Origin of the sequence: Haloarcula marismortui ATCC 43049 (assembly GCF_000011085.1) — an archaeon.
Taxonomy (GTDB): domain Archaea; phylum Halobacteriota; class Halobacteria; order Halobacteriales; family Haloarculaceae; genus Haloarcula; species Haloarcula marismortui.
The window spans coordinates 1,607,402-1,627,683 of sequence record NC_006396.1 but is presented as its reverse complement, the minus strand read 5'-3'; the positions used below and the strand labels follow the sequence as shown (position 1 = coordinate 1,627,683).

Annotated in this window: 23 protein-coding genes and 1 tRNA gene; 15 read left to right on the top strand and 9 right to left on the bottom strand. The window is 62.1% G+C overall.

The genetic code is table 11. From position 1 onward, the window contains the following. From sufD to RR_RS12130, 6 genes are all read left to right on the top strand, one after another. Entirely contained in the window at positions 1–1,212 is a 1,212-nt protein-coding gene (sufD, locus tag RR_RS12155; protein ID WP_011223868.1) for a Fe-S cluster assembly protein SufD, read from the top strand. A 224-nt stretch (positions 1,213–1,436) separates the two neighbouring features. After that, positions 1,437–1,943: a hypothetical protein gene (locus RR_RS12150; protein WP_011223867.1), complete on the top strand. Its 507-nt coding sequence runs from the start codon at positions 1,437–1,439 to the stop codon at positions 1,941–1,943. A gap of 333 nt (positions 1,944–2,276) precedes the next feature. Next, positions 2,277–2,759: a hypothetical protein gene (locus RR_RS12145; RefSeq protein WP_004957923.1), complete on the top strand. Its 483-nt coding sequence runs from the start codon at positions 2,277–2,279 to the stop codon at positions 2,757–2,759. Next, entirely contained in the window at positions 2,756–3,190 is a 435-nt protein-coding gene (locus RR_RS12140; RefSeq protein ID WP_004957922.1) for a metal-dependent transcriptional regulator, read from the top strand. Before RR_RS12145 ends, RR_RS12140 begins: the two co-directional genes overlap by 4 nt. A 127-nt stretch (positions 3,191–3,317) precedes the next feature. After that, a tRNA-Gln gene (locus tag RR_RS12135) sits at positions 3,318–3,390 on the top strand. Between the two features lie 283 nt (positions 3,391–3,673). Then, positions 3,674–4,402, top strand: a complete 729-nt coding sequence (locus RR_RS12130; protein ID WP_011223865.1) for a GNAT family N-acetyltransferase — start codon at positions 3,674–3,676, stop codon at positions 4,400–4,402. A 47-nt stretch (positions 4,403–4,449) separates the two neighbouring features. Here RR_RS12130 and RR_RS12125 read toward each other — a convergent pair whose 3' ends face one another. After that, a complete protein-coding gene (locus RR_RS12125) occupies positions 4,450–4,647 on the bottom strand; it encodes a hypothetical protein (RefSeq protein ID WP_007188809.1) in 198 nt (65 codons plus the stop codon). Positions 4,648–4,933: 286 nt separating this feature from the next. Between RR_RS12125 and RR_RS12120 the strand changes: the two genes are divergently transcribed. Further along, a complete protein-coding gene (locus RR_RS12120; RefSeq protein WP_004957917.1) occupies positions 4,934–5,650 on the top strand; it encodes an HD domain-containing protein in 717 nt (238 codons plus the stop codon). Here RR_RS12120 and RR_RS12115 read toward each other — a convergent pair. The 3 genes from RR_RS12115 to RR_RS12105 all read right to left on the bottom strand — a co-directional run bounded on the left by RR_RS12115 (position 5,645) and on the right by RR_RS12105 (position 9,383). Then, positions 5,645–6,343 carry a LysE family translocator gene (locus RR_RS12115; RefSeq protein WP_007188810.1) on the bottom strand — a complete coding sequence of 233 codons (699 nt, stop codon included), beginning with the start codon at positions 6,341–6,343 and terminating at the stop codon, positions 5,645–5,647. The genes RR_RS12120 and RR_RS12115 overlap by 6 nt on opposite strands. A 37-nt stretch (positions 6,344–6,380) precedes the next feature. After that, on the bottom strand, positions 6,381–7,271 hold the full coding sequence (locus tag RR_RS12110) for a coiled-coil protein (RefSeq protein ID WP_004957913.1): 891 nt from the start codon (positions 7,269–7,271) through the stop codon (positions 6,381–6,383). 267 nt (positions 7,272–7,538) lie between these two features. Beyond that, complete coding sequence (locus RR_RS12105) at positions 7,539–9,383, bottom strand: hydrolase (protein ID WP_049938925.1); 1,845 nt, start codon at positions 9,381–9,383, stop codon at positions 7,539–7,541. A 108-nt stretch (positions 9,384–9,491) separates the two neighbouring features. Here RR_RS12105 and RR_RS22435 point away from each other — a divergent pair, with 108 nt between their 5' ends. Together RR_RS22435 and RR_RS12100 are read left to right on the top strand one after the other, a co-directional pair. Beyond that, entirely contained in the window at positions 9,492–9,665 is a 174-nt protein-coding gene (locus RR_RS22435) for a hypothetical protein (RefSeq protein ID WP_004957909.1), read from the top strand. Between the two features lie 26 nt (positions 9,666–9,691). Continuing rightward, a complete protein-coding gene (locus tag RR_RS12100) occupies positions 9,692–10,123 on the top strand; it encodes a DUF371 domain-containing protein (protein WP_011223861.1) in 432 nt (143 codons plus the stop codon). A gap of 108 nt (positions 10,124–10,231) precedes the next feature. On the opposite strand, the gene thsA is transcribed toward RR_RS12100, so the two are convergent. Then, a complete protein-coding gene (gene thsA / locus RR_RS12095; protein ID WP_004957905.1) occupies positions 10,232–11,791 on the bottom strand; it encodes a thermosome subunit alpha in 1,560 nt (519 codons plus the stop codon). 175 nt (positions 11,792–11,966) lie between these two features. Between thsA and RR_RS12090 the strand changes: the two genes are divergently transcribed. Further along, positions 11,967–12,776: an amidohydrolase family protein gene (locus RR_RS12090; protein WP_011223859.1), complete on the top strand. Its 810-nt coding sequence runs from the start codon at positions 11,967–11,969 to the stop codon at positions 12,774–12,776. 43 nt (positions 12,777–12,819) lie between these two features. Here the strand turns inward: RR_RS12090 and RR_RS12085 are convergent, their stop codons facing one another. Together RR_RS12085 and RR_RS12080 are read right to left on the bottom strand one after the other, a co-directional pair. Beyond that, positions 12,820–13,725, bottom strand: a complete 906-nt coding sequence (locus RR_RS12085; protein WP_011223858.1) for a glycosyltransferase family 2 protein — start codon at positions 13,723–13,725, stop codon at positions 12,820–12,822. A gap of 93 nt (positions 13,726–13,818) precedes the next feature. Continuing rightward, positions 13,819–14,523 (bottom strand): class I SAM-dependent methyltransferase, encoded by a 705-nt coding sequence (locus tag RR_RS12080; protein ID WP_004957898.1) that lies wholly within the window; start codon positions 14,521–14,523, stop codon positions 13,819–13,821. A 250-nt stretch (positions 14,524–14,773) separates the two neighbouring features. On the opposite strand from RR_RS12080, the gene RR_RS12075 reads away from it, so the two are divergent. The 3 genes from RR_RS12075 to RR_RS12065 are packed head-to-tail and all read left to right on the top strand — an operon-like array spanning position 14,774 to position 16,606. After that, a complete protein-coding gene (locus RR_RS12075) occupies positions 14,774–15,043 on the top strand; it encodes a MarR family transcriptional regulator (protein ID WP_007188815.1) in 270 nt (89 codons plus the stop codon). A gap of 9 nt (positions 15,044–15,052) precedes the next feature. Continuing rightward, positions 15,053–15,838, top strand: a complete 786-nt coding sequence (locus tag RR_RS12070; protein ID WP_011223856.1) for an MBL fold metallo-hydrolase — start codon at positions 15,053–15,055, stop codon at positions 15,836–15,838. A 33-nt stretch (positions 15,839–15,871) separates the two neighbouring features. Next, a complete protein-coding gene (locus tag RR_RS12065) occupies positions 15,872–16,606 on the top strand; it encodes a YkgJ family cysteine cluster protein (RefSeq protein ID WP_049938924.1) in 735 nt (244 codons plus the stop codon). Positions 16,607–16,608: 2 nt separating this feature from the next. On the opposite strand, the gene RR_RS12060 is transcribed toward RR_RS12065, so the two are convergent. Then, positions 16,609–17,007, bottom strand: coding sequence for a TRAM domain-containing protein (locus RR_RS12060; protein WP_049938923.1), 399 nt, complete (start codon positions 17,005–17,007; stop codon positions 16,609–16,611). Between the two features lie 252 nt (positions 17,008–17,259). On the opposite strand from RR_RS12060, the gene RR_RS12055 reads away from it, so the two are divergent. Beyond that, positions 17,260–17,502, top strand: coding sequence for a DUF7123 family protein (locus tag RR_RS12055; protein ID WP_004957888.1), 243 nt, complete (start codon positions 17,260–17,262; stop codon positions 17,500–17,502). Between the two features lie 199 nt (positions 17,503–17,701). Then, positions 17,702–19,582, top strand: coding sequence for an ATP-binding response regulator (locus RR_RS12050; RefSeq protein WP_011223853.1), 1,881 nt, complete (start codon positions 17,702–17,704; stop codon positions 19,580–19,582). Between the two features lie 51 nt (positions 19,583–19,633). Here RR_RS12050 and RR_RS12045 read toward each other — a convergent pair whose 3' ends face one another. Further along, on the bottom strand, positions 19,634–20,239 hold the full coding sequence (locus RR_RS12045) for a winged helix-turn-helix transcriptional regulator (RefSeq protein WP_004957885.1): 606 nt from the start codon (positions 20,237–20,239) through the stop codon (positions 19,634–19,636). Positions 20,240–20,282: the final 43 nt, after the last annotated feature.

Sequence of the window (20,282 nt, the reverse complement as noted above, 5' to 3'; positions counted from 1 at the left end):
ATGAGTACGCAGGTACACGCCAATCTCACAGAGGCGCAGGTAGAACAGATTTCAGACGACCTCGGCGAGCCCGAGTGGCTACTGGAGACGCGAAAGGACGCGCTCGCGGCGCTCGAAGAGCTCGACATGCCGGACGTCATCCGGACGCCGGGTCGCACCTGGACGAACCTCGACGCGCTCGAATACGAGTCGCTGGTCGACCCGCTCGACTACGCACAGGACAAGGACCGCGTCGATGCGGAGGGCGTCGAGGTCCTCTCTTGGAGCGAAGCGCTTGCGGACCACGAGGACCTCGTCAAGGAGCACTTCGGCAGTACCGTTGACCCGCAGCGGGACTACCTCACTGCGCTGTCGACGGCCCTGTTCTCTGCCGGAACGGTCGTCTACGTCCCCGAGGGCGTCGACGCCGAGGACGTGAAGATCCGGACGACGATGAACAGCCAGTCGCTGTTCAACTACACGCTCGTCCTCGCCGAGGAGTCCTCCTCGGTCACGATTCTGGAGCGCCAGCAGACGGGCGAGACGACCGACGCTGACCAGTACTACTCCGGCATCGTCGAGGTCGTCGCCGAAGAGAACGCCTACGTCCAGTACGGCGCGCTCCAGAACCTCTCGGAGGAGACCTACAACTTCCAGGTCAAGCGCGGCCACGCCGACACTTACGCCACGGTCAACTGGATCGACGGCAACATCGGCTCCCGCCTGACCAAGTCCAACGTCGAAACCCGACTGCTGGGTGACTCCTCCGAGTCACAGATTCTGGGTGCGTTCTTCGGCCACGAGGACCAGCACTTCGACATCGCGTCGCGTGTCTGGCACGAGGCCGAACACACCATCGCCGACCTCGTCACCCGTGGCGTCCTCGACGACGACGCCCGCTCGGTGTACGAAGGCGTTCAGGACGTCGGCCGCGAGGCCTGGGACACGTCGTCGTACCAGCGTGAGAACACGCTCATGCTCTCCGACGACTCCGAGGCCGACGCGTCGCCGAAGCTCATCATCAACAACCACGACACCGAGGCCTCCCACTCTGCGACGGTCGGGCAGGTCGACGCAGAGGACATGTTCTACATGACCTCCCGCGGTGTCGACCCCGAGAGCGCGAAGAACATGCTCGTCGAGGGCTTCTTCGTGCCAGTGCTGGAGGAGGTCGAGGTGGACGAACTCCGCGAGGACCTCGACCAGCTGATCTACGAGCGGCTCAGGCAGTAACCGCCCCCGTCCGCAGCCTTTCCCGTCTACTGCTTCTTGCTACCGGCTCGTTTTCACCAGACAGCCGCTGTGAAGCGTCTCACCGTCCATCAGGGTCAAACCGGACAAGACCGAAGAAGTCGCTGAGTTCCTCGAATCCGCACTTCCACAGGCTGAGGTCGAAGACCGACACGACGGCCACAGCCAATCGCAACAACAATGTCCGTATCGTGTGTTTCGGGGGTATGCCCTTCGAGACGCCGGACCTGCTCGGGCCGTCCGAACCCGTTCCAGACCGACTGTCGGCCAACGAATTCCTGCTCCGGCCGCTGACGCCCACCGACGCGGAAATAGATTACGAGGCCGTGACCGAGAGCGGTGACCGCCTCCACGGGATCTTCGGACCCGACGACGAGTGGCCGACGGGACTGACCCCCGAGCAGAACCGGATCGACGTGTGCTGGCACTATAGGGAACACCAGCGGCGTGACGCGTTCACATACGGTGTATTCGACCCCGCCGAGACAACCGAACTGGGGTGTCTGTACGTCCAGCCGACACGGATAGAGGGGTACGACGCTGCGGTATATTACTGGACGGCGGCGGCCGCAGTCGAGCGTGGCCTTGCCGACGAGATCGAGACGGCCTGCAGGGAGTGGGTTGCGACCGAGTGGCCGTTCGGGCGGGTCGCCTATCCGGGGCGGGACGTGTCTTGGCAGGCGGTACCGGCGGCGGGGACCGAAGGCGACTGATAGTGACCTCTGTACGGTATCGACCGCAGTACGTCGGGCGGTCGTCTCGGGACGCAGGCACAGCAATCACGATACGTCGGAGCCGTCGGGTCGTTTCATACTGTCGGCTGTCCGCCCTGCAAGGCGCTTGCCATCACGGGGTGTATCGTGTCGCAGTGATAGCCGACAGTCTCAGTCCCAGTGGGGAGCTTGTCGCCGCGAAGCCAGACACAGTCACACGGGTCCAACAGGAACGTGACGCCGCCGCTAGGGCGGCGACAGGGAACCGCTTAAGTCCGGCCCTCCCCGAACTACGTGTATGACTGCAGCACAGCGCCGAGTGGGGGTGTTACCGTGAGTCTTACACAGCCGGTGGCGTCCGACCATCAGCTCGCCCGGCTGCTACAGATCGGCATCGTCCTCGAAGAGGTCGTCGAGGCACGGTCGGCCAAGCACGCCGAAGAAACGAGCGGAGAGCACGAGCAGGCGGTCCTTGACCTCCTTGAGCACGCCGAGACAGAGTCTGCTGAGCACCGCCGGCAACTGGAGTCGCTCATCGACGACCTCGAAGCGGACACCGTCCCGTTCGAAGAAATCGAGATGCTGGTCGAAGCCCAGTACGAAGCCGACAAAGACTTCGATGGCGTGCTGTACGACCAGCTCTGTAACGAGGAGACGGCGTACAAGTTCTACGACGACCTCATCGAAGCGATCGAAGCGTCGGACGTGACATTCACAATCGACCGCGAGCGGTTGCTTGCCGTGCTATCGGACATCCGTGAGGACGAGGCGGAGGGCGTGGAAGACGTAACCGACCTGATGGAGGACTATCAATGAACACGCAGGCCCAGTATCTGAAAGCGATCTATCTCACGCAACAGCAAGAGGACGGTCCGGCATCTACCGGTGACGTGGCCGATATGCTCGATGTCAGCCCGGCGAGCGCAAACGAGATGATCGGGAAGCTCGAAAGCCGAGGACTGCTGAACCACGAGAAGTACAAAGGCGTCGACCTCACTGACGACGGCATCGCACAGGCTCGCGAGGCACTCCAGAACTACTGTATTATCGAGCGGTTCCTCATCGAAGTGCTCGAGGTCGAGGAGTTTCGGGCCGAGGCAAAGCAACTGGAGGGCGTCATCGACGAAACAGTCGCTGATCGCCTCGACACTATCATCAATCGCAAACCACAGTGTCCCGACTGTTTCGACTCCGAAGGAGATGTCTGTGGCCTGCTCGAAGTCGAGGCCGAAGTCACCAGCGACTGACCGCCCGCTCTCGAAGCGTTCAAGTGCGTTCCGTCGATTATTCCGAATACAGCGAGTGCAGTCCCGTGGTGGTGAGCAATTCCTTCGGAATTGCGACTCTCACGGGTCAAGCGAACAGAGTGAGTGCAGTCCCGTGGTGTAGTGGCCAATCATAAGGGCCTTTGGAGCCCTTGACGGCGGTTCGAATCCGCCCGGGACTATTTTCGCGCCAACAAGTTCGTGAGCGCGAAATATCTCAGCGGTTCGAGCCCAGAGGACGAGAGGATTCGAGTCCTCGCGGTTCGAATCCGTCCGAAGTATGCTGTGACAGAGTCTGAACAGCGACTGCACTTCTATAGGGGAGCAACGATAGCAGTGGGTAGCGAGCAGACACGTCCCAGTCGAGGCCACAAATCGTACGTCCGCACATGAATAGCTCAACGAGTGTCCCAAATTCTGACACCGAACTGTAGATTTATGATGTTCCGTGCCAACTAGTGGCATATGGAAATCAGGGAGGCAGTGCTGTCGGACCGGCCGGCTATCCGTGACGTGGCGCGTCGCTCGCTCGAGGCGTCGTACTCGCTGGGACCGAAGGCGATTACAAGCGCTATCGAGGAGTGGTACGACGAAGCGCGTATTAACGAAATACTCAGTGAAGAGAGTAATCGGTTGCTTCTCGTCGGCGAGCAGGACGGGCAGGTGGTCGGTCTCTCAGAGAGTGTCCTGTCAGGTGATAGTATCGGGACGATTCTCTGGCTGCACGTTGACCCGGCATACCGCGGCGAGGGGGTCGGGTCAGCGTTGTTTGACGAGACCCACGGAGAACTCCATGACTGCGGTGCCGAGACGCTTCAGGGACGCGTGCTGGCCGACAACGTCGAAGGCAACAGCTTCTACGAGGACCGCGGCTTCGAACGCGCCGGCACGGGTGAAGTCGATATCGCTGGACGGACCTACGTCGAGAACCTCTACACCGATGCTGACGAACTCGGCCGCGAACGGATAACTGACGACGGCCGGACAGTCTACGTCGATCACAACAACCACGAGTCCGGGTCAATGGCGCCGTTCCATGTGGTCCACGTCACAGAGGAGGGGAGCGATCGCTACGGCTACTACTGCAGTAACTGTGAAACGCTGGCGAATGCGATGGACTCAATGGGTCGCATCGAATGTAGCAGCTGCGGCAACGTTCGCAAGCCGATGCGCTGGGACGCCGCCTACCTTTGACATCTCCTCCGCCCTGAAGGGCGGGCTTTCTGTTTGTATCTTCGTAATTACGGCGGCGACTGGCCCCCCGTGCGCTGTGACGATTCCTGTCTGTTCGCCGGGAGTAGTATCAGTTTGTAGTACAGTCCGAACAGACACAGGGCAATACCGACGCCAACGAGGACGTCAGTCACCGGGTGTTCGTTCATCGCGTGGGTAACGATCGACACGTCGCCGACGGGCGTATGCAGTGGCTGGAGAGACATATGTACCGATTTATCTATTAGATGTAAAAAGCCGGACTGATGTTCCCAGCCGCTGAGAACCAGTCTCGGCTGTCGCCCGACAGAGACCTCGCCTGACACGGAATCGGGGACAGCGATGGCGGTTGTCCGCTGCTCGGACAACTGCTCCGAAGACCGGTTTTGTGACGCTGTTTGCATCCAGAAACGCCGGGTGTGGCAGCCGTTCTCCCTGTCGTAACGCTAAAGAGTCGAACGTACGTCTATATGTGTAAGATGAATATCGAAATCCGTCTCCGGAGGTGGTGCTGTGGGCGTCGAGATTAGGGAGTCACCTGTCTCAGCCGACGCGTTTGAGGAAATGAAGGAATTCGTCCACGACTACCTCGCGGCGAGCGTCGAAAACGAAGAAGAAGGCGGTCGTATGCGCTGGTACCCGTGGCACTCCGCAGAGTACCGCTTCAACCACATCCTCAACGTCGTCGACATCGCGACAAAAATCGCCCGCAAGGAAGGGGCAAACGTAGACGTGACTCGCGTGGCAGCGTTGTTTCACGACATCGCAAAACTGGAAGCCGAGCAGGATCTCCACGCGGAAGCCGGCGCTCGGATCGCACGCGAGTATCTGCGGGCACACGGTGACTACCCCGAATCGTTTATCGAACAGGTCTGCTCTGCCGTCGAGGTCCACTCATACCAGGGGTCACTGGACGACCTGCCGCTGGAAGTACAGTGTCTCATCGAGGCGGACATTCTGGATAAAGTCGGCGCGAACGGGACTGCCCTGATGCTGTTGCGTATGGGGTATGAGTCCCGGACACACATGGACGCGGCCGAGATGGTCGACCGTGTCATCGAGCGCGGCGAGGACGCGCGCGAGCGTGTTCAGAGCGACACCGCCGAGTCTCTCGTCCACCAGCGGCTCAAGCGGACCCGCTGGTTTCAGGAGTGGCTGACGATGGAGGTCGCCGAAATGGCTGTCGAGGACGACCTCGACGACGTGGCGACCGGGATGGGCGACTCATAGCGCTCGCAGCAGGAACAGGACGCCAGTCCCGGCGAGAACAGCGGCACTGACCCACGCGATTAGCGGTGCGAGCCGTTCGATACGCGCTCTTGCGGCGACAATCGCCGCCGGGAACCCTGTAATCCAGAGACCGATACCGCCGAAAAACCCACCTAGCAGGACCGGATGCCCGGTCTGTACGGTTAGCGCGTCAGTCCCGACCGCGGGCACGTACGACGCCACGTCGACCACGCCGGGTTCAAGGAGGCCCACGCCGACGGTGAGCCAGAAGGCGACCTGATAGGGGTTTGTCAGCGCCAGAACGAGGGCCTTGCGGAAGCCGCGGCTGTCTCCAGACGTGACTGACGAGTCTCCCTCTGTAACTGCTGTATTGGCCTCCCGGACTGCTCCGTACGCGAACCAGAGCATCAGGAGCCCGCCGGCGCCGACCATTATGCGGCGGACTCCCGGCGTTTCGGTGATTACTGTGGCGGCGCCGAGTACGGCGAGCACGAGGAAACAGGCGTCAGCGGTCATCGCGCCGAGGCCGGCAAAGAAGCCGGCCCGCCAGCCCCGTAGGGCGCTCTCCTCGGCAATAACGGCGTTCATCGGGCCCGGCGGCGCAGCGAGTGCGAGGCCAAACAGGACCCCGCCGAGGGCTGTCGGGACAAGCGAGAGCGCACCGAGCTGGAGCAGGCCGAGTGAGTGATGCATCTATGTTCAGTGAAAACAGAGAGAAAATCCTGCAGACTTACAGCTTGCCGGCCTTCTGGAGCTTCATCAGGTCCTCGGTGTCGAGGGTCTCGCCTTCCTTGAACTTCTGATAAATCTCCTCTGCTTCCTCGCGAGCGGCTTCCTGCTTCTCCTCGCGCTGGGAGCGCTCCTGCTCTTCTTCCTTCTTGTCGAGTTCGCGGAGGCGCTTCTGGACGCGGACGAAGTCCTCGTGGTGCTGGTCGGCCGCTTCCTGAGCATCCACGAACTCCTCGTGCTTCTCGTCGGCCTCGTCACGGATCTCGTCGGCCTCGCGGTAGGCCTCGATCATCTCGTTGTGGTGCTTCTGGGCCTCGTCGGCCAGTTCCGTGACCTTCTGGTGGTGCTTTGAGGCTTCAGAGCGGACCTCTTCTGCTTCCTCTTTGAGCTCTTCGAGGTCGCCGCCCTGATCGAGCTTCTCCTGTTTCTCCTGGAGCTTTTCGCGCTTGGTCTCGATCTTCTCGATGAGCTCCTTCTCGTCTTCCGAGGAGAGCACTTCGGTCTGTTGCTTGAACTCGAGGTCCTCGATTTCCTCTTTGAGTTGTTCGACTGACGTCCCCTCATCGAGTTCGAGGTCGTTTTTCAGGTTGTCGACCTTGTCGAACAGCTCGTTTGCTTCCGCATTGAGCTCGTTACGCTGGTCTTTGTGTTCTTGGACCTGCTCGTTGAGTTCGTCGCGCTTCTCGCGGTGTTCCTGCGCTTCGTCGACCTTCTCGCGAGTCTTCGCGTTCAGGTCGTCTCGGGCGGAGGCCCGCTCGGACGCCATCTGGTTCAGCTCGTTCCGTCGGTCACGAAGCTGGCCGGCGAGTTTGATAAGCTCGCCTTTCGATTTGTTTTCAAGATCCTCTTCTGTTACTGTAACGTTCTTTGATTCGTCTATCGAGTCTGCCATTGTTGAATCCTCTATGCCAGCACCGCTTCAGCACAGACAGTTGACCCACTACTGAGGGGCTGACACCAATAACAAGGGTTCCCTCTCATGTTGGGCTGAAAGCGATACTGCCTGAACGCGGAAGCGTTCTGGTGTCTACAAATAGAGGTGGATATTGTTTAAACATTCCGGTGCATTGAATACCGCGTCAACGTCTCACACGCCATAATTCAGGGGGTGTGACGGTCACTATCGCACCGAGCTTCCATGGTATATCACGCACCTGTATTACTCGATAATACGGTACTCATTCTTGACGACAGTCTGGCCGTCGGTGGCTGCAAGCGTCACATCGTCACCGGCTGAAAGGGTGAGTGTGTCGACGGTGACGCGGGCAAATGGGCCGACAGTGTGTTCGGCCTGTTCGCGGTCCCCGTTGCAGTCCCACTCCACAGTGAGGTCCGCTTTTTCTGGACGGTCGTGGAGGACAACAATATCTTGCTCGCCGGGCGCTGCATCCGAGAGTATCACCTGTGTGGGCTCGTAGCTGTCGGCAAGAACACTGAACGCCGCCTTTTCGGTCCCATCAGCGGTGAGCAGGCCCATGCCCGCATCACCGACATCTCGAAGGCTGTCAACGACAACGAGCGGCGCGTTGCGTCGCCGGAGCGACTCGGCAACCTCGCGGACGACACCAGCCTGATACGCCTGCGATGCTTCGACTCCGCCGTCGACGTGGCGGTCGTGGCAGGCACTATCGAACCCAGGACTATCGCCTGAGCCCGGCGTTCCCAGCGCACCGGCGCCAAAGCCGGCAACGGCATCGCTGACGTTGAATCTGGAATAGAGCCACGGGAGGTCGGCTGCGTCGCCGTACCGCCACCCTGGGTACAGCGTGGTCGCGTCGGGGTCGATTCCGGGCGGGCCGACTACCGGGAACGTTGGGACGGAGTCAACAGCCGACGCCACCGATTCGGCGTCCGCGCTGTCGTAGCCGGCTCGCCAGGCACGCCACCGGAACCGAAGCCTGTCGAGGAACCCAGAGCCCAGTCCGTCAGCATACGGCGACACTGGCTCGTCGTGAACACCGACCGCCGCGAAACTGGGATGCTGTGCGTAGGTCGCAGTGAGCCGCGCTGCAAGGGCAGTTCCTCGTTCGGTGTCGAACGAACCGGGGCCCGACAGGGGAAGGTCCTGCCAGAGCAGGACGCCGTGGTCGTCACAGGCGCAAGCCACTTCTGGCGACGTTCCCTGTGCTCGAACCCGGACGAGATTCGCGTTAGCGTCAACGGCCCGTGCGACATCCTCGACGGTCGGATCGCGCAGCGTCACACCGCGAACCGGCACGCTTTCGCCGTTGACCCGCAGGCCACCGTCGTACGAAACCGTCCGCAGTCCCGTCGTCACTGAGTGCTCGTCGTCCCCGAGCTTCGCCCTGAGAACGTAACGGGACTGCTCGCCGCGGTCGTGGGGCCACCACAGCGACGGGTCGCGCACGTCCATTGTGTAGGTCACTGTCGCCGTCTCCTCGTCGGTCGAGACGCGGGCTCGGTCCATCATCCCGCCCCCGCGAACGTCGCCCTCCGGCCGAAGCGAGAGCGTAATCCGGTCGTCGAGTGGCTCTTCAGTCAGGATGGTCGCTGACACGTCCACCGACGCGTCGGTTACGTCTGCTTCGGATAGCTGTGGCTGGACCGAGAGTTCGCTCACACACGGGTCCGGTCGGGTTTCGAGGGTCGCGTCCCACCAGATGCCCGGGACACAGCGCTCCGACGGAAGCTGGTCAGTCGCGTGCAACCCGCCGAAGCGGTCCTCGGGTGCGCGACACTCCACGACGATCCGGTACTCTTCGCTCTCGGGGAGTCGGACCCGGAGCGGTTCGAAGTAGGCGTCGTGGCTGGTGAGCAACTCACCGTTGCACCACACGCGTGTGTGCGCGTAGATTCCACTCAGTACAAGCAGGGTGTGTGCGTCGCTCTCGTCCCGTGGGTCCGAGAACGTCGTTTCGTAGGCCACGGCCTCGGCACCGGCGAACTGTCCGGGCCGGCTGGGAACCGATACTGGTTCCCACGCCTCCGGGGACGGCATCTCGTCGTCCGGCGCAACCGCCGCGCCGCGCCACTCCAGCGACATACCTTGTGGCCCGTTCCGTGGGGGCATATCCTTTGCCCCACGCCTTCACTTTCACTTTCACTCCGGGGATGGCTCGCTTTGACATAGGTAGCCACCTACTATCCAGATATGTTCACCGAATTGCACGAGGCGGCGACACCGACCTGTGAGGCTCAGCACTGCGAGCGCTCGCTCGGAGAGCCGGCGCTGGTGTTCGAGACCGAGGCCGGCCGCCGCGAAGCCCACGAGTGTGCCTGCGGTGCGGTGACGGTTACCGTCGTCAGGCCGGAGTCGTCCCGCTGAAGTACGCCCGGCAGTGACCGGGAAGTATGACACTCGAGGAAGTGGTCCGTGCACAGGGCCACGAGAACGTCTCCGGCGAGCACGCCAGCACGCTGGAAGTGACGAGCGACGACTTTCTAACCCCTGCAGGTGACTGCATCCTCGCTATCGAGGCCGACCGTGTTCCTGCCGACTTCGACAGCGAGTTCGTAACGGCCTGCCAAGACGCCGACGCGACGATTACAGCGACTATCGAAGCCGGCGAGCAGACCGTTACTGTGACCGGAACCGGCCATCCCGACCTCTCCTTCGAGAACGACCGGAGCCACGTCCTGCGGACGAGCGACTACGTCGATGACCGGACCGTGATGGTGAACGCCGACACGGCAGCCGGCGACGTGGACCGGGACCTCGTCGAAGCGCTCGCTGACGGCCACGATGCGACGCTGACGCTTTCTGTCGAACCCAGCGGCGACTGAGCGGTAGTTTCTACAGCGGTCGCGCCGCTCTCTGGCACAGTCAAAAGAAAACAGATTGTGAACACTCGCGGCGATGCCGCTCGTGTCGAGGTCGCGTTGCGACCTCGCTTAGCTCGACGAGATAACGTCGTCGATACGGACGATCATCGTCGCCGCCTCGGTGGCGGAGTCGACCGCTTCGCGCTTGACCGCGGCGGGGTCGAGGATGCCGTACTCGACTGGGTCACCGACGACGCCAGTCTGGCCTTCGCTGATGATGCCGGCGATGCCCTCGCTCTCGTGTTCTGCGCGGAGGTCGACGAGCGCGTCGATGGCGTCGAGGCCCGTGTTCTCCGCGAGGGTTCGGGGCAGCACGTCGACGGCGTCGGCGAACGCTTCGACGGCGAGCTGCTTGCGGCCCTCGATGGACGCCGCTTCGGAGCGGATATGGTCGGCGATGGCGATTTCGGTCGCGCCTGCGCCGGGGACCACACCGCCGGCGTCGAGCGCGGCGATGACGGTGTCGAGCGCGTCGTTGAGCGCGCGTTCGAGTTCGTCGACGACGTGTTCGGTGGAGCCGCGAGCGATGACCGTGACGGACTCGGCGGTCGCGCCGCCGGTGATGAACGTCACGTCGTCATCGCCCTGCTTCTCGACGTCGACGCTGTCGGCGTGGCCGAGCGAGTCCTCGTCGAGGGCTTCCAGCGAGCCGACGCGCTTTGCGCCGGTGGCCTCGACGATGTCCTTGGCGGTCGAGGAGCCGATGCTGTCGGCGACGAAGACGCCTTCCTTGGCGAGCTGGGAGGCGACGCGGTCGGCGACATCCTCGGTGACGAACGCGACGTCAGCGCCGCTTTCGAGGACATCCTCGGCGTAGCCCTGCAGTTCGCCCTCTTCGGCGTCGAGCGCGGCGTTGAGCTGGTCGACGCTAGAGACGTTGTACTCGGCGTCGATGTTGCTCTCGCGGACGTCGAGTTCGGTGTCGATGACCGCGATGGACGCGTCCTCGACCGAGGTCGGCATGTTGTCGTGGACGGCCGTCTCGTCGACGATGACGCCCTCGACAAGCTTGGTCGCGGAGGAAGCCGCACCCGTCTGGGTGTGGACTTCGATGTTGTCCCGGCGGACGCCGTTGTCGCTCTTGGCGTGGCGGACAGCGTCGACGACGACTTCGGCGAGTTTCTCGGCCTCGACGTCACCGGTGCCCTTGCCGGTCATCGAGGATTCGGCGACTTCGACGAGTGTCTCGTCGTCGAGGTCGACATCAAGGACGAGCTCGTTGATGGCGTCCTGTGCGAGTTCGGCCGCGGCGGAGTACCCCTCGACGATTGTTGTCGGGTGGACGTCGTCGTCGAGCAGGTCCTCGCCTTTCGTCAGCAGCTCCCCGGCCAGCACGGACGCGGTCGTCGTTCCGTCGCCCACTTCGTCCTCCTGAGTCTGGGCGACTTCGACGATCATCTGGGCCGCGGGGTGTTCGATGTCCATCTCGGAGAGGATGGTCGCCCCGTCGTTGGTGATGACCACATCACCATCGTCGGAGACGAGCATCTTGTCCATGCCGCGGGGACCGAGCGTGGTCCGTACAGACTCGCTTACGGCCTTTCCGGCGGAGATGTTCGATGACTGTGCGTCCTTCCCGTGTGTGCGCTGGGCGTCCTCATCAAGGATGAAAAGAGGCTGGCCGCCCATGCGTCGCTGGCCAGATGACATATGTGTTGAACCTCACTTAAGACAAGGCAAGCGGTTCTATATAAAACTTTCTAACGGCGTAGACCGCTCGTCGGGCGACAGCGCCGTGCTGTCCCTGTAATCCCGGCTGGACCTACACACCTTTTAATATGGGAGTATACACACCGTATAGTAGATGCTGGAGCTGGAGCACGGGTTTCGGGTCGTTGACGTGCACGCACGGTTGGAGCCCGACAAGCATCGCCGGCCCCGAGACGGCATGGGTGACCCGGAGCAACTGGAGCGGGAAATGCACCAGGCCGGTGTCGTCCGCTCCGTCGTCTTTCCCGGTGAGCGGGACGGTTCGTATCTGAAAGCGAACAACGCTGTCGCCCGGATGACCGTCGAGCGACCGATGGTCGCCTTCGCCAGAGTCAACGGCGCTCGGGACCCGGGAAGCGGCCCCGGGTCGACCCTTCGCAACCTCGCAAGTAGTCGCACGGACGACCACACGTCCCCGGAAGACATCGAGCAGTACGCATACGACGACCGGTTCTACGGCTTCAAACTCCATCCGCCGACCGACGGGCTGCCAGACGAGGACGTGCTCGCAGAACTAGAGTCGGTGTCGCTGCCTGTTATCGTCCACGGTGGCGAAGGGTTCCGACCCGAAGCTGTCGCTGAGTCGCTGCTGGCGTATGACTTCCCGGTTATCCTCTCACATTTCGGCGCGCACCCGCTCCGGAAGGACCTGATGGAACGGGCCATCGACCTGCTGGAGACCCACGATAATCTGTATCTCGACACCAGCGCGGTCCGCTACCGCGGGCCGATGGAACGGGCGGTGTTAGAACATCCCGACCGCGTTCTCTTCGGGAGCGGCGTCCCTGGCGTCCACCCGAACGTGGCCGTGATGGAGATTCTGACACTGGACGTTCCCGAAGACGCGATGCGAAAGGTGTTCTCGAACAATCCCAACCGCGTCATTGAGGCGCTGGCCCCCTGACCACCGTACTCCTGCCCAGTCGAACGGTTGCGACCAGTACCAGTTATCGCCAGTCGTACACAGTCACCGCGCGGTTTGTGCGCGCAGAGCGACCGTTCGGATTCCGGCGAGCCGTCCGGTCGGTCACGCGTGCCCGGACGCCGTCGACGATTCCTGACCCGACGCCGCCGAACACATCCTGCCCAGTGCCGAGCCACTGCGACGGCGTCGTCTCCCCCCGCACGACATCAAATAGCGCGTCCTTCGCGTCACCGACCGCGTGGCTGAGGATTCGCCGCACCACGGTCGGCCGGACGTTGTAGTTCTTCACCAGTCGGTAGGCGAGCGAGCGGTACTTCCAGTTCCAGTCGGTCTCTGCGATACCGCCGTCGGCCTCGAACTCGCGGCTGACGCACATTTCCGTGCTCCAGTCGACGCCGTACTCACCGGCGGCCATCCGGTGTGCGAAGTCCCGGGCGCTGCCGACGTTCAGGTACTCGTCGAACCCGTCGAGCGCTTCCACCACCTCGGCATCGAACGCGACGTTGCCGGGGTTGAAGTACGTCACGTCGCGGCCGGCGATTGTCCGCGTTTCCTCTGTTTCGGTCGTCATCCCGGCCCACAGTTGCTGGTGTGTGGGCCCGGTGATAGCCTGGGCAGCCCCAGAGAGCCCGTCTTTCACGGCGTCAGCCCAGCCGGACTCGACTGAGAGCGACTGATGAACGAGCGCGATAACGTCTCCTGTTGCCCGGTCGATCCCTGCGTTGCGGGCGACCGTAACGGAGCGGTCGGCGATTTCGACGAGAAGAGAAACGTCGTCCCGGTCGCGGACCATGCCAGTCGTGCCGTCAGCTGACGGGCCGTTGACGACAATCACTTCGGCATCGGGAACTTGCTCGGTGAGTGCGTCCAGACAGCCGGTCAGCTCTTCCCGGCCGTTCAACGTCGGGACCACTACCGAGATATCCATACCTCTGGGTAGGACGGCGAAGGCGCTTAAAAGTCGCGGGAGACGGACGGCGACGTTCCGATACAAGAAACGGGTCGTTCGAACAGCGCCACGCTAGACGTGAGTGTTCCAGTACGACACTGAGGCCAGCTTTTCGCCAAGTGGCGTGCCGCCAAGCGCCGTATCGAGCGACCGGAACGAGGCGGCCAGTTCGTTCGGAATCTTCCGGTAGAAGCCGTACGGAAGCAGCCAGTCGTGGTTCGCGTCAGTCAGTTCTAGTCCGGCTCCGTCTAACAGCCGGTCGATTTCCCAGCGCGAATAGAGCCGCGACCCCATCGGGAGCGCCCAGTTGTATATCGACCGGGTCGAAAACCGGTTGAACGTATCGAAGAAGACCTGTTCCTTCGAGACGCGGCGCATCTCCGCGAGAAACGCCGCCGGCGTGTCCGCCAGATGGAAAAAGCGCATCGCAAACACGGTGTCGAAATGGTCGTCCGGGAACGGGAGCCGGGCGGCGTCGCCCCGCATGAACTCGACGCGGTCGTCGACACCAGTCGCCTGTGCCTTCTCACGGCCCTGCTGGAGCATCGGTCCTGAGATGTCCAGCCCGGTGATGTTCGCGCCGCGCTCGGCCAGCATCACAGTGAACCGTCCAGTCCCGCAAGCTACCTCTAACACGTCCTTATCGGCCACAGGGCCGATTGCATTGAGGACGGCCTGTTTCTCACGTCGGTCGATCAGCCGCCCGCCACGGGAGAACCGCTTGGCCTCGTACTCTTCGGCCACGGTGTCGGCCTGATACCACTCCTGCCCTTTCACGGTCTATTGCTCACCCCGCGGGGGATAAAACGATACTGGAATCCCCTTTCGTCGGTCGGACTGTTTTCCCTACCAGACCGACTCCGGTCACGCTTGCTGCCCTGATAGGTCTGGGCGTGACTTCGTGATAGAGACGAAAACCACACGATGACGGCCATGTATAAGGACACATTAAACAATTCATAGAATCTGTATTGTTTGGTCATGCATATAGCCAAGTTTTACCAGTAAGTCTTGAATATCAGCTACTATGAGCGCATTAACTGAAAACGCTGCACCAGCACCTTTCACTGACGAGGAGTTCCGCGACACCCTGCGTGAACTCCCGCCGAGCGCGAAGCTCGTCGCGAAGGTACTGGAAGACGATGCCCCGTTGTCACAGGGCGACTTAGCCGAGAGCTCACTGCTCCCGGACCGCACTGTCAGATATGCACTGAACCGGCTGGAGGAGTCCGGTCTGGTCGATTCGCGGTACAGTTTCACCGACGCACGCAAACAGGTTTATTTCCTCACGGTCTGACCCATCGGCATGGACTGGCACCGGGCCGACGTGTCCGTCCCGACACGGGCACCGACCGGCAGCACGGCAGCATACGTTTGCGGCGATGAGGCCGCTCTTCTTGTGGACCCTCCGGACGCCGGGGATGCGCTCGATTCGCTTCTCAGCGACCGTTCCCTCGCTCACATTGCACTCACGCACCACCACCCTGACCACGCTGGTGCTGTTGCACACTACGCCAGAGAGACAGGCGCGACGGTCTGGGCGCGCCGCGGTCGGGCGAGCGCGTTCGAAGCCGCGACCGGCATTACCCCGGATAGACTGTTCAGCGGCGGGACGACGATTCCGACCGGTGCCGGCCCAGTGACTGTCATCGATACACCGGGGCACGCGCCGGAACACGTCGCCTTCGCCACGGATGGAGCCGTTGTCTCCGGTGACCTCGCCGTTGCTGAGGGTACCGTCGTCGTCGGCGCACCCGAGGGCGACGTTCGGGCCTATCTCGCGTCACTGCGGCGACTCCACGCCAGAAACCCCGACGTGCTGTTACCGGGCCATGGCCCGCGTATCGAGACGCCGCGGGAGACCTGTGCGCGCCTCATCGATCACCGACTGGCGCGCGAGCGGCGTGTTCGGGACGCTGTCCACGACGGGGCCGCCACGCTGGATGAAATCCTTGAGGCCGCCTACGAGAAGGACCTCACCGGCGTGCGCGATTTGGCCCGTGGGACAGTGCTGACCCATCTTGAAAAACTGGCTGTCGAGGGCGCTATTTCATGGGACAGCGAGCGGGCCGCACCGAATCTGGCGGAGTGACGCCTTTTTGCCCATCCGCCTGCTATCAGGGCTGTGGACTCTCTGGAAACCGAACTCGAACGGGCCCGTGCCCTTGAGGAGTCGGAACTGGCCGACGCAATCGAGACTATCGGGTTCGAATGCACCCGCTGTGGGGCCTGCTGCAAGGCCGAGTCGGCGTGTGGCGAAGGCGGAGAGAGTGCTGACGAGGCCGTCGATGCGCCCGACGAGAACGCTGACTCGGCCGAAACCGATGCCGAACCCCACACTGCGACGGTGTTTCCTGACGAGATTCGGCAGCTACAGGCGGCCGGGGAGTACGACTTCCGCGATGTCGCTCGGCCGATGCCGTACGGACTGGCCGACGGCCCTGAGGGCCCCGAAGGAGAGACCTTCGAGTGGGCGCTCCAGACCGACGACTGCGGCGACTGCACATTCTACGCTGAGGGCGATGACGGTACGGGTGCCTGCACGGTCCACGGCGACCGCCCGCTCATCTGTCAGACTTACCCCTTCAGCGTCGCGCTCGGTGGGACGAGCCAGCCGATGGGTGAAGCTGTCGACGAGGAAGGAGTCGTTCGGGCCCACGAGTGTGAGGGGCTCGGCCGGGATATCTCCAGAGCCGACGCCGAGGAGTTGGCTGCAGCGCTCAAAGAACGCGCCGTTCGAGAACTGACGGAAGCAATCGGCGTCCGCGACACCTATCGACCTGTCGACCCATCAGCCGGACAGGTCGTCGTCCACGACTCTGAAGGGGCAAAGCGCCCCGACGGCAGTCCCTATGAGTAGCGTCACACGTCGTCGATGATTTCGCCGACCGCGAAGTTCGACTTGACCTCTGTGACTTCGATCTTGACTCGTTCGTCGATTTCGGCTCCTGGGACAATAATGACGTAGCCGCGCTCGACCCGAGCGATGCCGTCACCCTGCTTCCCGATGTCTTCGATCTCGACGTAGCGCGTCTCACCCGGTTCGACCGGCGGCTGTGGCTGGTCCGGCGGCGTGTCTGACACCGTCTCCTCGCCCGTCTCTGTCTCCTCATCTGCGGAGATGAGCGCAACGCGATAGGTACTGCCTGAGTCGACTGCGCCGGTCTCGACCTCTCGACGCGGGACCTCCACGACGTACCGGTCCCCCTCGTCGCGGATATCGGCACTGAACAGACACAGCAGTTGATCCGAGATTTCCAATGTGATAGACCTCCGTTCGGCCACAAAACGGCCCATTATTAAAGAACTGCCGGAGCGAGCGATCGCTGTCGTTCAAACTGCGAGGCGACGACGGGCAGCGATGGTGTTTCCCGCCTGTACCAACCGGGCTCCGCGTGGCCCAACTCGCGGCAGTATCCCCGCTTCGAGTGAGGGAAAACCGCCAGATGGCGGGCCGTTAACCGTCTGTACCAAATCCAATAAGGGTGTCTCGGTACTGTTGATAACTGTACAATGAGCGCCACCGCACAAACCCCCAACAGTCCGCTCTCGGACAAGCAGCGACGTATTCTGGAGTATCTCCGTTCCAATGCTGACGACCAGACGTATTTCAAATCGCGACTCATCGGCGACGAACTCGGCCTTTCGGCCAAAGAAGTAGGCACGAACATGACCGCCATCGCCGACGGCGACCACGATCTGGCCGTCGAGAAGTGGGGCTACTCTTCCTCGACGACATGGATGGTCGAGGCCTGAACCGGCGCTGACTCCGACGCGGATATATCGGGACTCCCACCTGACCGTCCCCACGGGCCCGTGATGTAGGGCTACGTAGAGAACAGTCGGTGTCGTCGCTCACTCTTCGTTTCAGCCCCTTCACGTTGATTTTTCAGGATATATTGGAAAAACCGAATGTCTATATTGATAACCGTTGAGGCCATAGTCAATCGCATCAATGGGCGAGGCTGGTTCCGCCATCCGGGTGCTTCACGTCGACGACGACCGGCAGTACGCAGAGACGACAGCGGCGTTCCTCAAGCGAGAGCGGGTTGCGTTCGATATCGAGATCGCAACGAGTGCCCGAAAGGGCTTGCGTCTGCTTGAAACGGCAGCAGTCGACTGTATCGTTTCTGACTACGAAATGCCCGGCCAGAACGGTATCGACTTCCTCGAATCTGTCCGCGAAGACTATCCTGACCTCCCGTTTATCCTGTACACAGGCCGTGGTAGCGAAGCTGTCGCCAGTGATGCTATCTCCGCAGGTGTCACTGACTATCTACAGAAAGCGCCCGACACCAGCCACTACGCCCTTCTTTCGAACCGAATCGTCAACGCCGTCAAACAGTACCGGTCACAGCGCGCCCTCGAAGCGAGTAAAGACCGGCTCTCGCTGTTTATCGACCAGTCGCCGCTCGGGTTCGTCGAATATAATCAGGACTTCGAGATCGTCCGCGTCAACGAAACTCTCACAGAGATATTCGGCTACACCGAAACGGAACTGCTCGGGGAAACGTGGGAGACATTCGTGAGCTCGGAGAGCTACGACGATGTCGATGCGGTTACGTCCGCTCTCAGCGAGGCCAGTGGCGGCTACCACAGCGTCAATGAGAACGTCCGGAAAGACGGCGAGCGCATCGTGGTCGAGTGGCACAACCGCCTCGTTACCGACGATTCGGGCGATGTTGTCACCATCTTCTCACACTGTCAGGACGTTACGGAGCGCATTGAGCACGAACAGAACCTTGCCCAGTTACGGGATTTCTTCGCCGAGGCGGAGGAACTCGGCGCCCTCGGCGCTTGGGAGTACGACGAGAGCGGAATGTCGACCTGGACAGCGGGTACCCGCCGCATCCACGAGGTCGACGACGACTTTGACCCGACAGTCGAGGACGGGCTGTCGTTCTACCATCCAGAGGACAGAGAGACAGTTTCGGACGCCGTCGACGCGGCCCTCAATGATGGAGATCCGTACGACCTCGAGGTCAGGCTCATCACCGCCAGAGGAAACCACCGGTGGGTCCGGACCCGCGGCAAACGCGTCGAGGGCGCGGAGAAGCCGACCGTTCGGGGGTTCATTCAGGACATCACCGAACAGAAGGAGCGTGAACGCAGGCTCCGCGTTCAGAACGAGCGGCTGGACTCCTTCGCCAGTGTCGTCAGCCACGACCTGCAGGGACCACTGACAGTCGCACAGGGGCACCTGGAACTGGCCCAGCAGGACGTGGCCAACGACCACCTCGACAGTATCGATGCCGCTCACGAGCGGATGCAGACGCTCATTGACGATATCCTGACGCTGGCACGAGAGGGACGCGAGGCAACGACTACCGAGCCCGTCAACCTACGGACCGCCGCGACTGCGTGCTGGGAGACTATGGAGACGGAGAGTGCGGCTCTAGAGACTGATACCGACAGCGTCGTTCTTGCTGACCCCGGCCGGTTGCAGCGCCTGTTTTCGAACCTGTTTCGGAACTGCGTGGCACACGGGTCAGAATCTTCGCCCTCTCAGGTGCAGCAAGACAGCATGGAGCATGGCCAGATGGGGCAGCCGGGACAGTCCGGCGAGGCTGTCGAGAACGGTGGCGGGGTAACGGTCACTCTCGGAGATATCGACGACGCAAGCGGCTTCTACGTCGCTGATGACGGTCCCGGCATCCCCGAAGACGAACGAAACACAGTGTTCGAAGCGGGCTACTCGACCGCATCTGAAGGCACCGGCTTCGGCCTCGCAATCGTGGCCGATATCGCCGCCGTCCACGGCTGGGATGTCAGTGTGACCGACAGCGAATCGGGTGGTGCCAGGTTTGAAATCACCGGTGTCGACAAAGAAATGTAACGGCGACACAGACCCAAGTGGACCAATAGCGAGCGATCACCGGCGCAAGCGTCACGGGTCGTATCGCAGCAGCGAATCGGCCTCGCCGGCCAGCGCGGCAACATCGTCACCGAACGAGTCGGCATACCGAATAAGCAGCGTCAGCACTGTCTCTGGCTCAGTAACTGCGTACCCGTTTTCTCTTGACAGGAGCCCGGCTGACTCCAGGTCAGCGGCGTAGTTGCTCACTGTCGGTCGTGAAACATCAAGTTCGCTTGCCAGTTCCGACGCCGTCACGTCCGGGCGGCGGAGGAGCGTGACGAGCATCCCGCGGGCCGTCGAGCGCCGCAGGTAACCAAGCGCCACCTGTTCGAACTCGGAGAACTGGTCGGCCGGGAAGTACCGTCGGTAGTCGCCGTCTTTCTGTGACGTGACAACGGCCTCGTTTTCCAGTCGGTGGAGGTGGTGCTGGGCCTCACCGGTCCCGAGTTTGAGGTCGTCACGAAGCTTCGAGAAGTGCGTTCCGGGGTGTGCCGAGACGTACCCGGCGATGGCATCGGGTGCATCGCTCTCGCTCCCGCTGTCGCCGAAGCGGGCAAACGGGCTCGCTGCACCGAGGGCGGCAAAGCGACGGAGCGTCGCTCGCTTGTCCTCGTCCACGTCGCCCTCACGTGTCATTGCTACCGAAAAGGTGGGTTGGTAATAAAACGTCTTCGCCTGA

Bases quoted from the DNA above. Each gene is read 5' to 3' on its own strand.
- sufD (WP_011223868.1), top strand. From the start codon at position 1: ATGAGTACGCAGGTACACGCCAATCTCACAGAGGCGCAGGTAGAACAG.
- RR_RS12150 (WP_011223867.1), top strand. From the start codon at position 1,437: ATGCCCTTCGAGACGCCGGACCTGCTCGGGCCGTCCGAACCCGTTCCA.
- RR_RS12140 (WP_004957922.1), top strand. From the start codon at position 2,756: ATGAACACGCAGGCCCAGTATCTGAAAGCGATCTATCTCACGCAACAG.
- RR_RS12130 (WP_011223865.1), top strand. From the start codon at position 3,674: ATGGAAATCAGGGAGGCAGTGCTGTCGGACCGGCCGGCTATCCGTGAC.
- RR_RS12125 (WP_007188809.1), bottom strand. From the start codon at position 4,647: ATGTCTCTCCAGCCACTGCATACGCCCGTCGGCGACGTGTCGATCGTT.
- RR_RS12115 (WP_007188810.1), bottom strand. From the start codon at position 6,343: ATGCATCACTCACTCGGCCTGCTCCAGCTCGGTGCGCTCTCGCTTGTC.
- RR_RS12110 (WP_004957913.1), bottom strand. From the start codon at position 7,271: ATGGCAGACTCGATAGACGAATCAAAGAACGTTACAGTAACAGAAGAG.
- RR_RS12105 (WP_049938925.1), bottom strand. From the start codon at position 9,383: ATGTCGCTGGAGTGGCGCGGCGCGGCGGTTGCGCCGGACGACGAGATG.
- RR_RS22435 (WP_004957909.1), top strand. From the start codon at position 9,492: ATGTTCACCGAATTGCACGAGGCGGCGACACCGACCTGTGAGGCTCAG.
- RR_RS12100 (WP_011223861.1), top strand. From the start codon at position 9,692: ATGACACTCGAGGAAGTGGTCCGTGCACAGGGCCACGAGAACGTCTCC.
- thsA (WP_004957905.1), bottom strand. From the start codon at position 11,791: ATGGGCGGCCAGCCTCTTTTCATCCTTGATGAGGACGCCCAGCGCACA.
- RR_RS12090 (WP_011223859.1), top strand. From the start codon at position 11,967: ATGCTGGAGCTGGAGCACGGGTTTCGGGTCGTTGACGTGCACGCACGG.
- RR_RS12085 (WP_011223858.1), bottom strand. From the start codon at position 13,725: ATGGATATCTCGGTAGTGGTCCCGACGTTGAACGGCCGGGAAGAGCTG.
- RR_RS12075 (WP_007188815.1), top strand. From the start codon at position 14,774: ATGAGCGCATTAACTGAAAACGCTGCACCAGCACCTTTCACTGACGAG.
- RR_RS12070 (WP_011223856.1), top strand. From the start codon at position 15,053: ATGGACTGGCACCGGGCCGACGTGTCCGTCCCGACACGGGCACCGACC.
- RR_RS12055 (WP_004957888.1), top strand. From the start codon at position 17,260: ATGAGCGCCACCGCACAAACCCCCAACAGTCCGCTCTCGGACAAGCAG.
- RR_RS12050 (WP_011223853.1), top strand. From the start codon at position 17,702: ATGGGCGAGGCTGGTTCCGCCATCCGGGTGCTTCACGTCGACGACGAC.
- RR_RS12045 (WP_004957885.1), bottom strand. From the start codon at position 20,239: ATGACACGTGAGGGCGACGTGGACGAGGACAAGCGAGCGACGCTCCGT.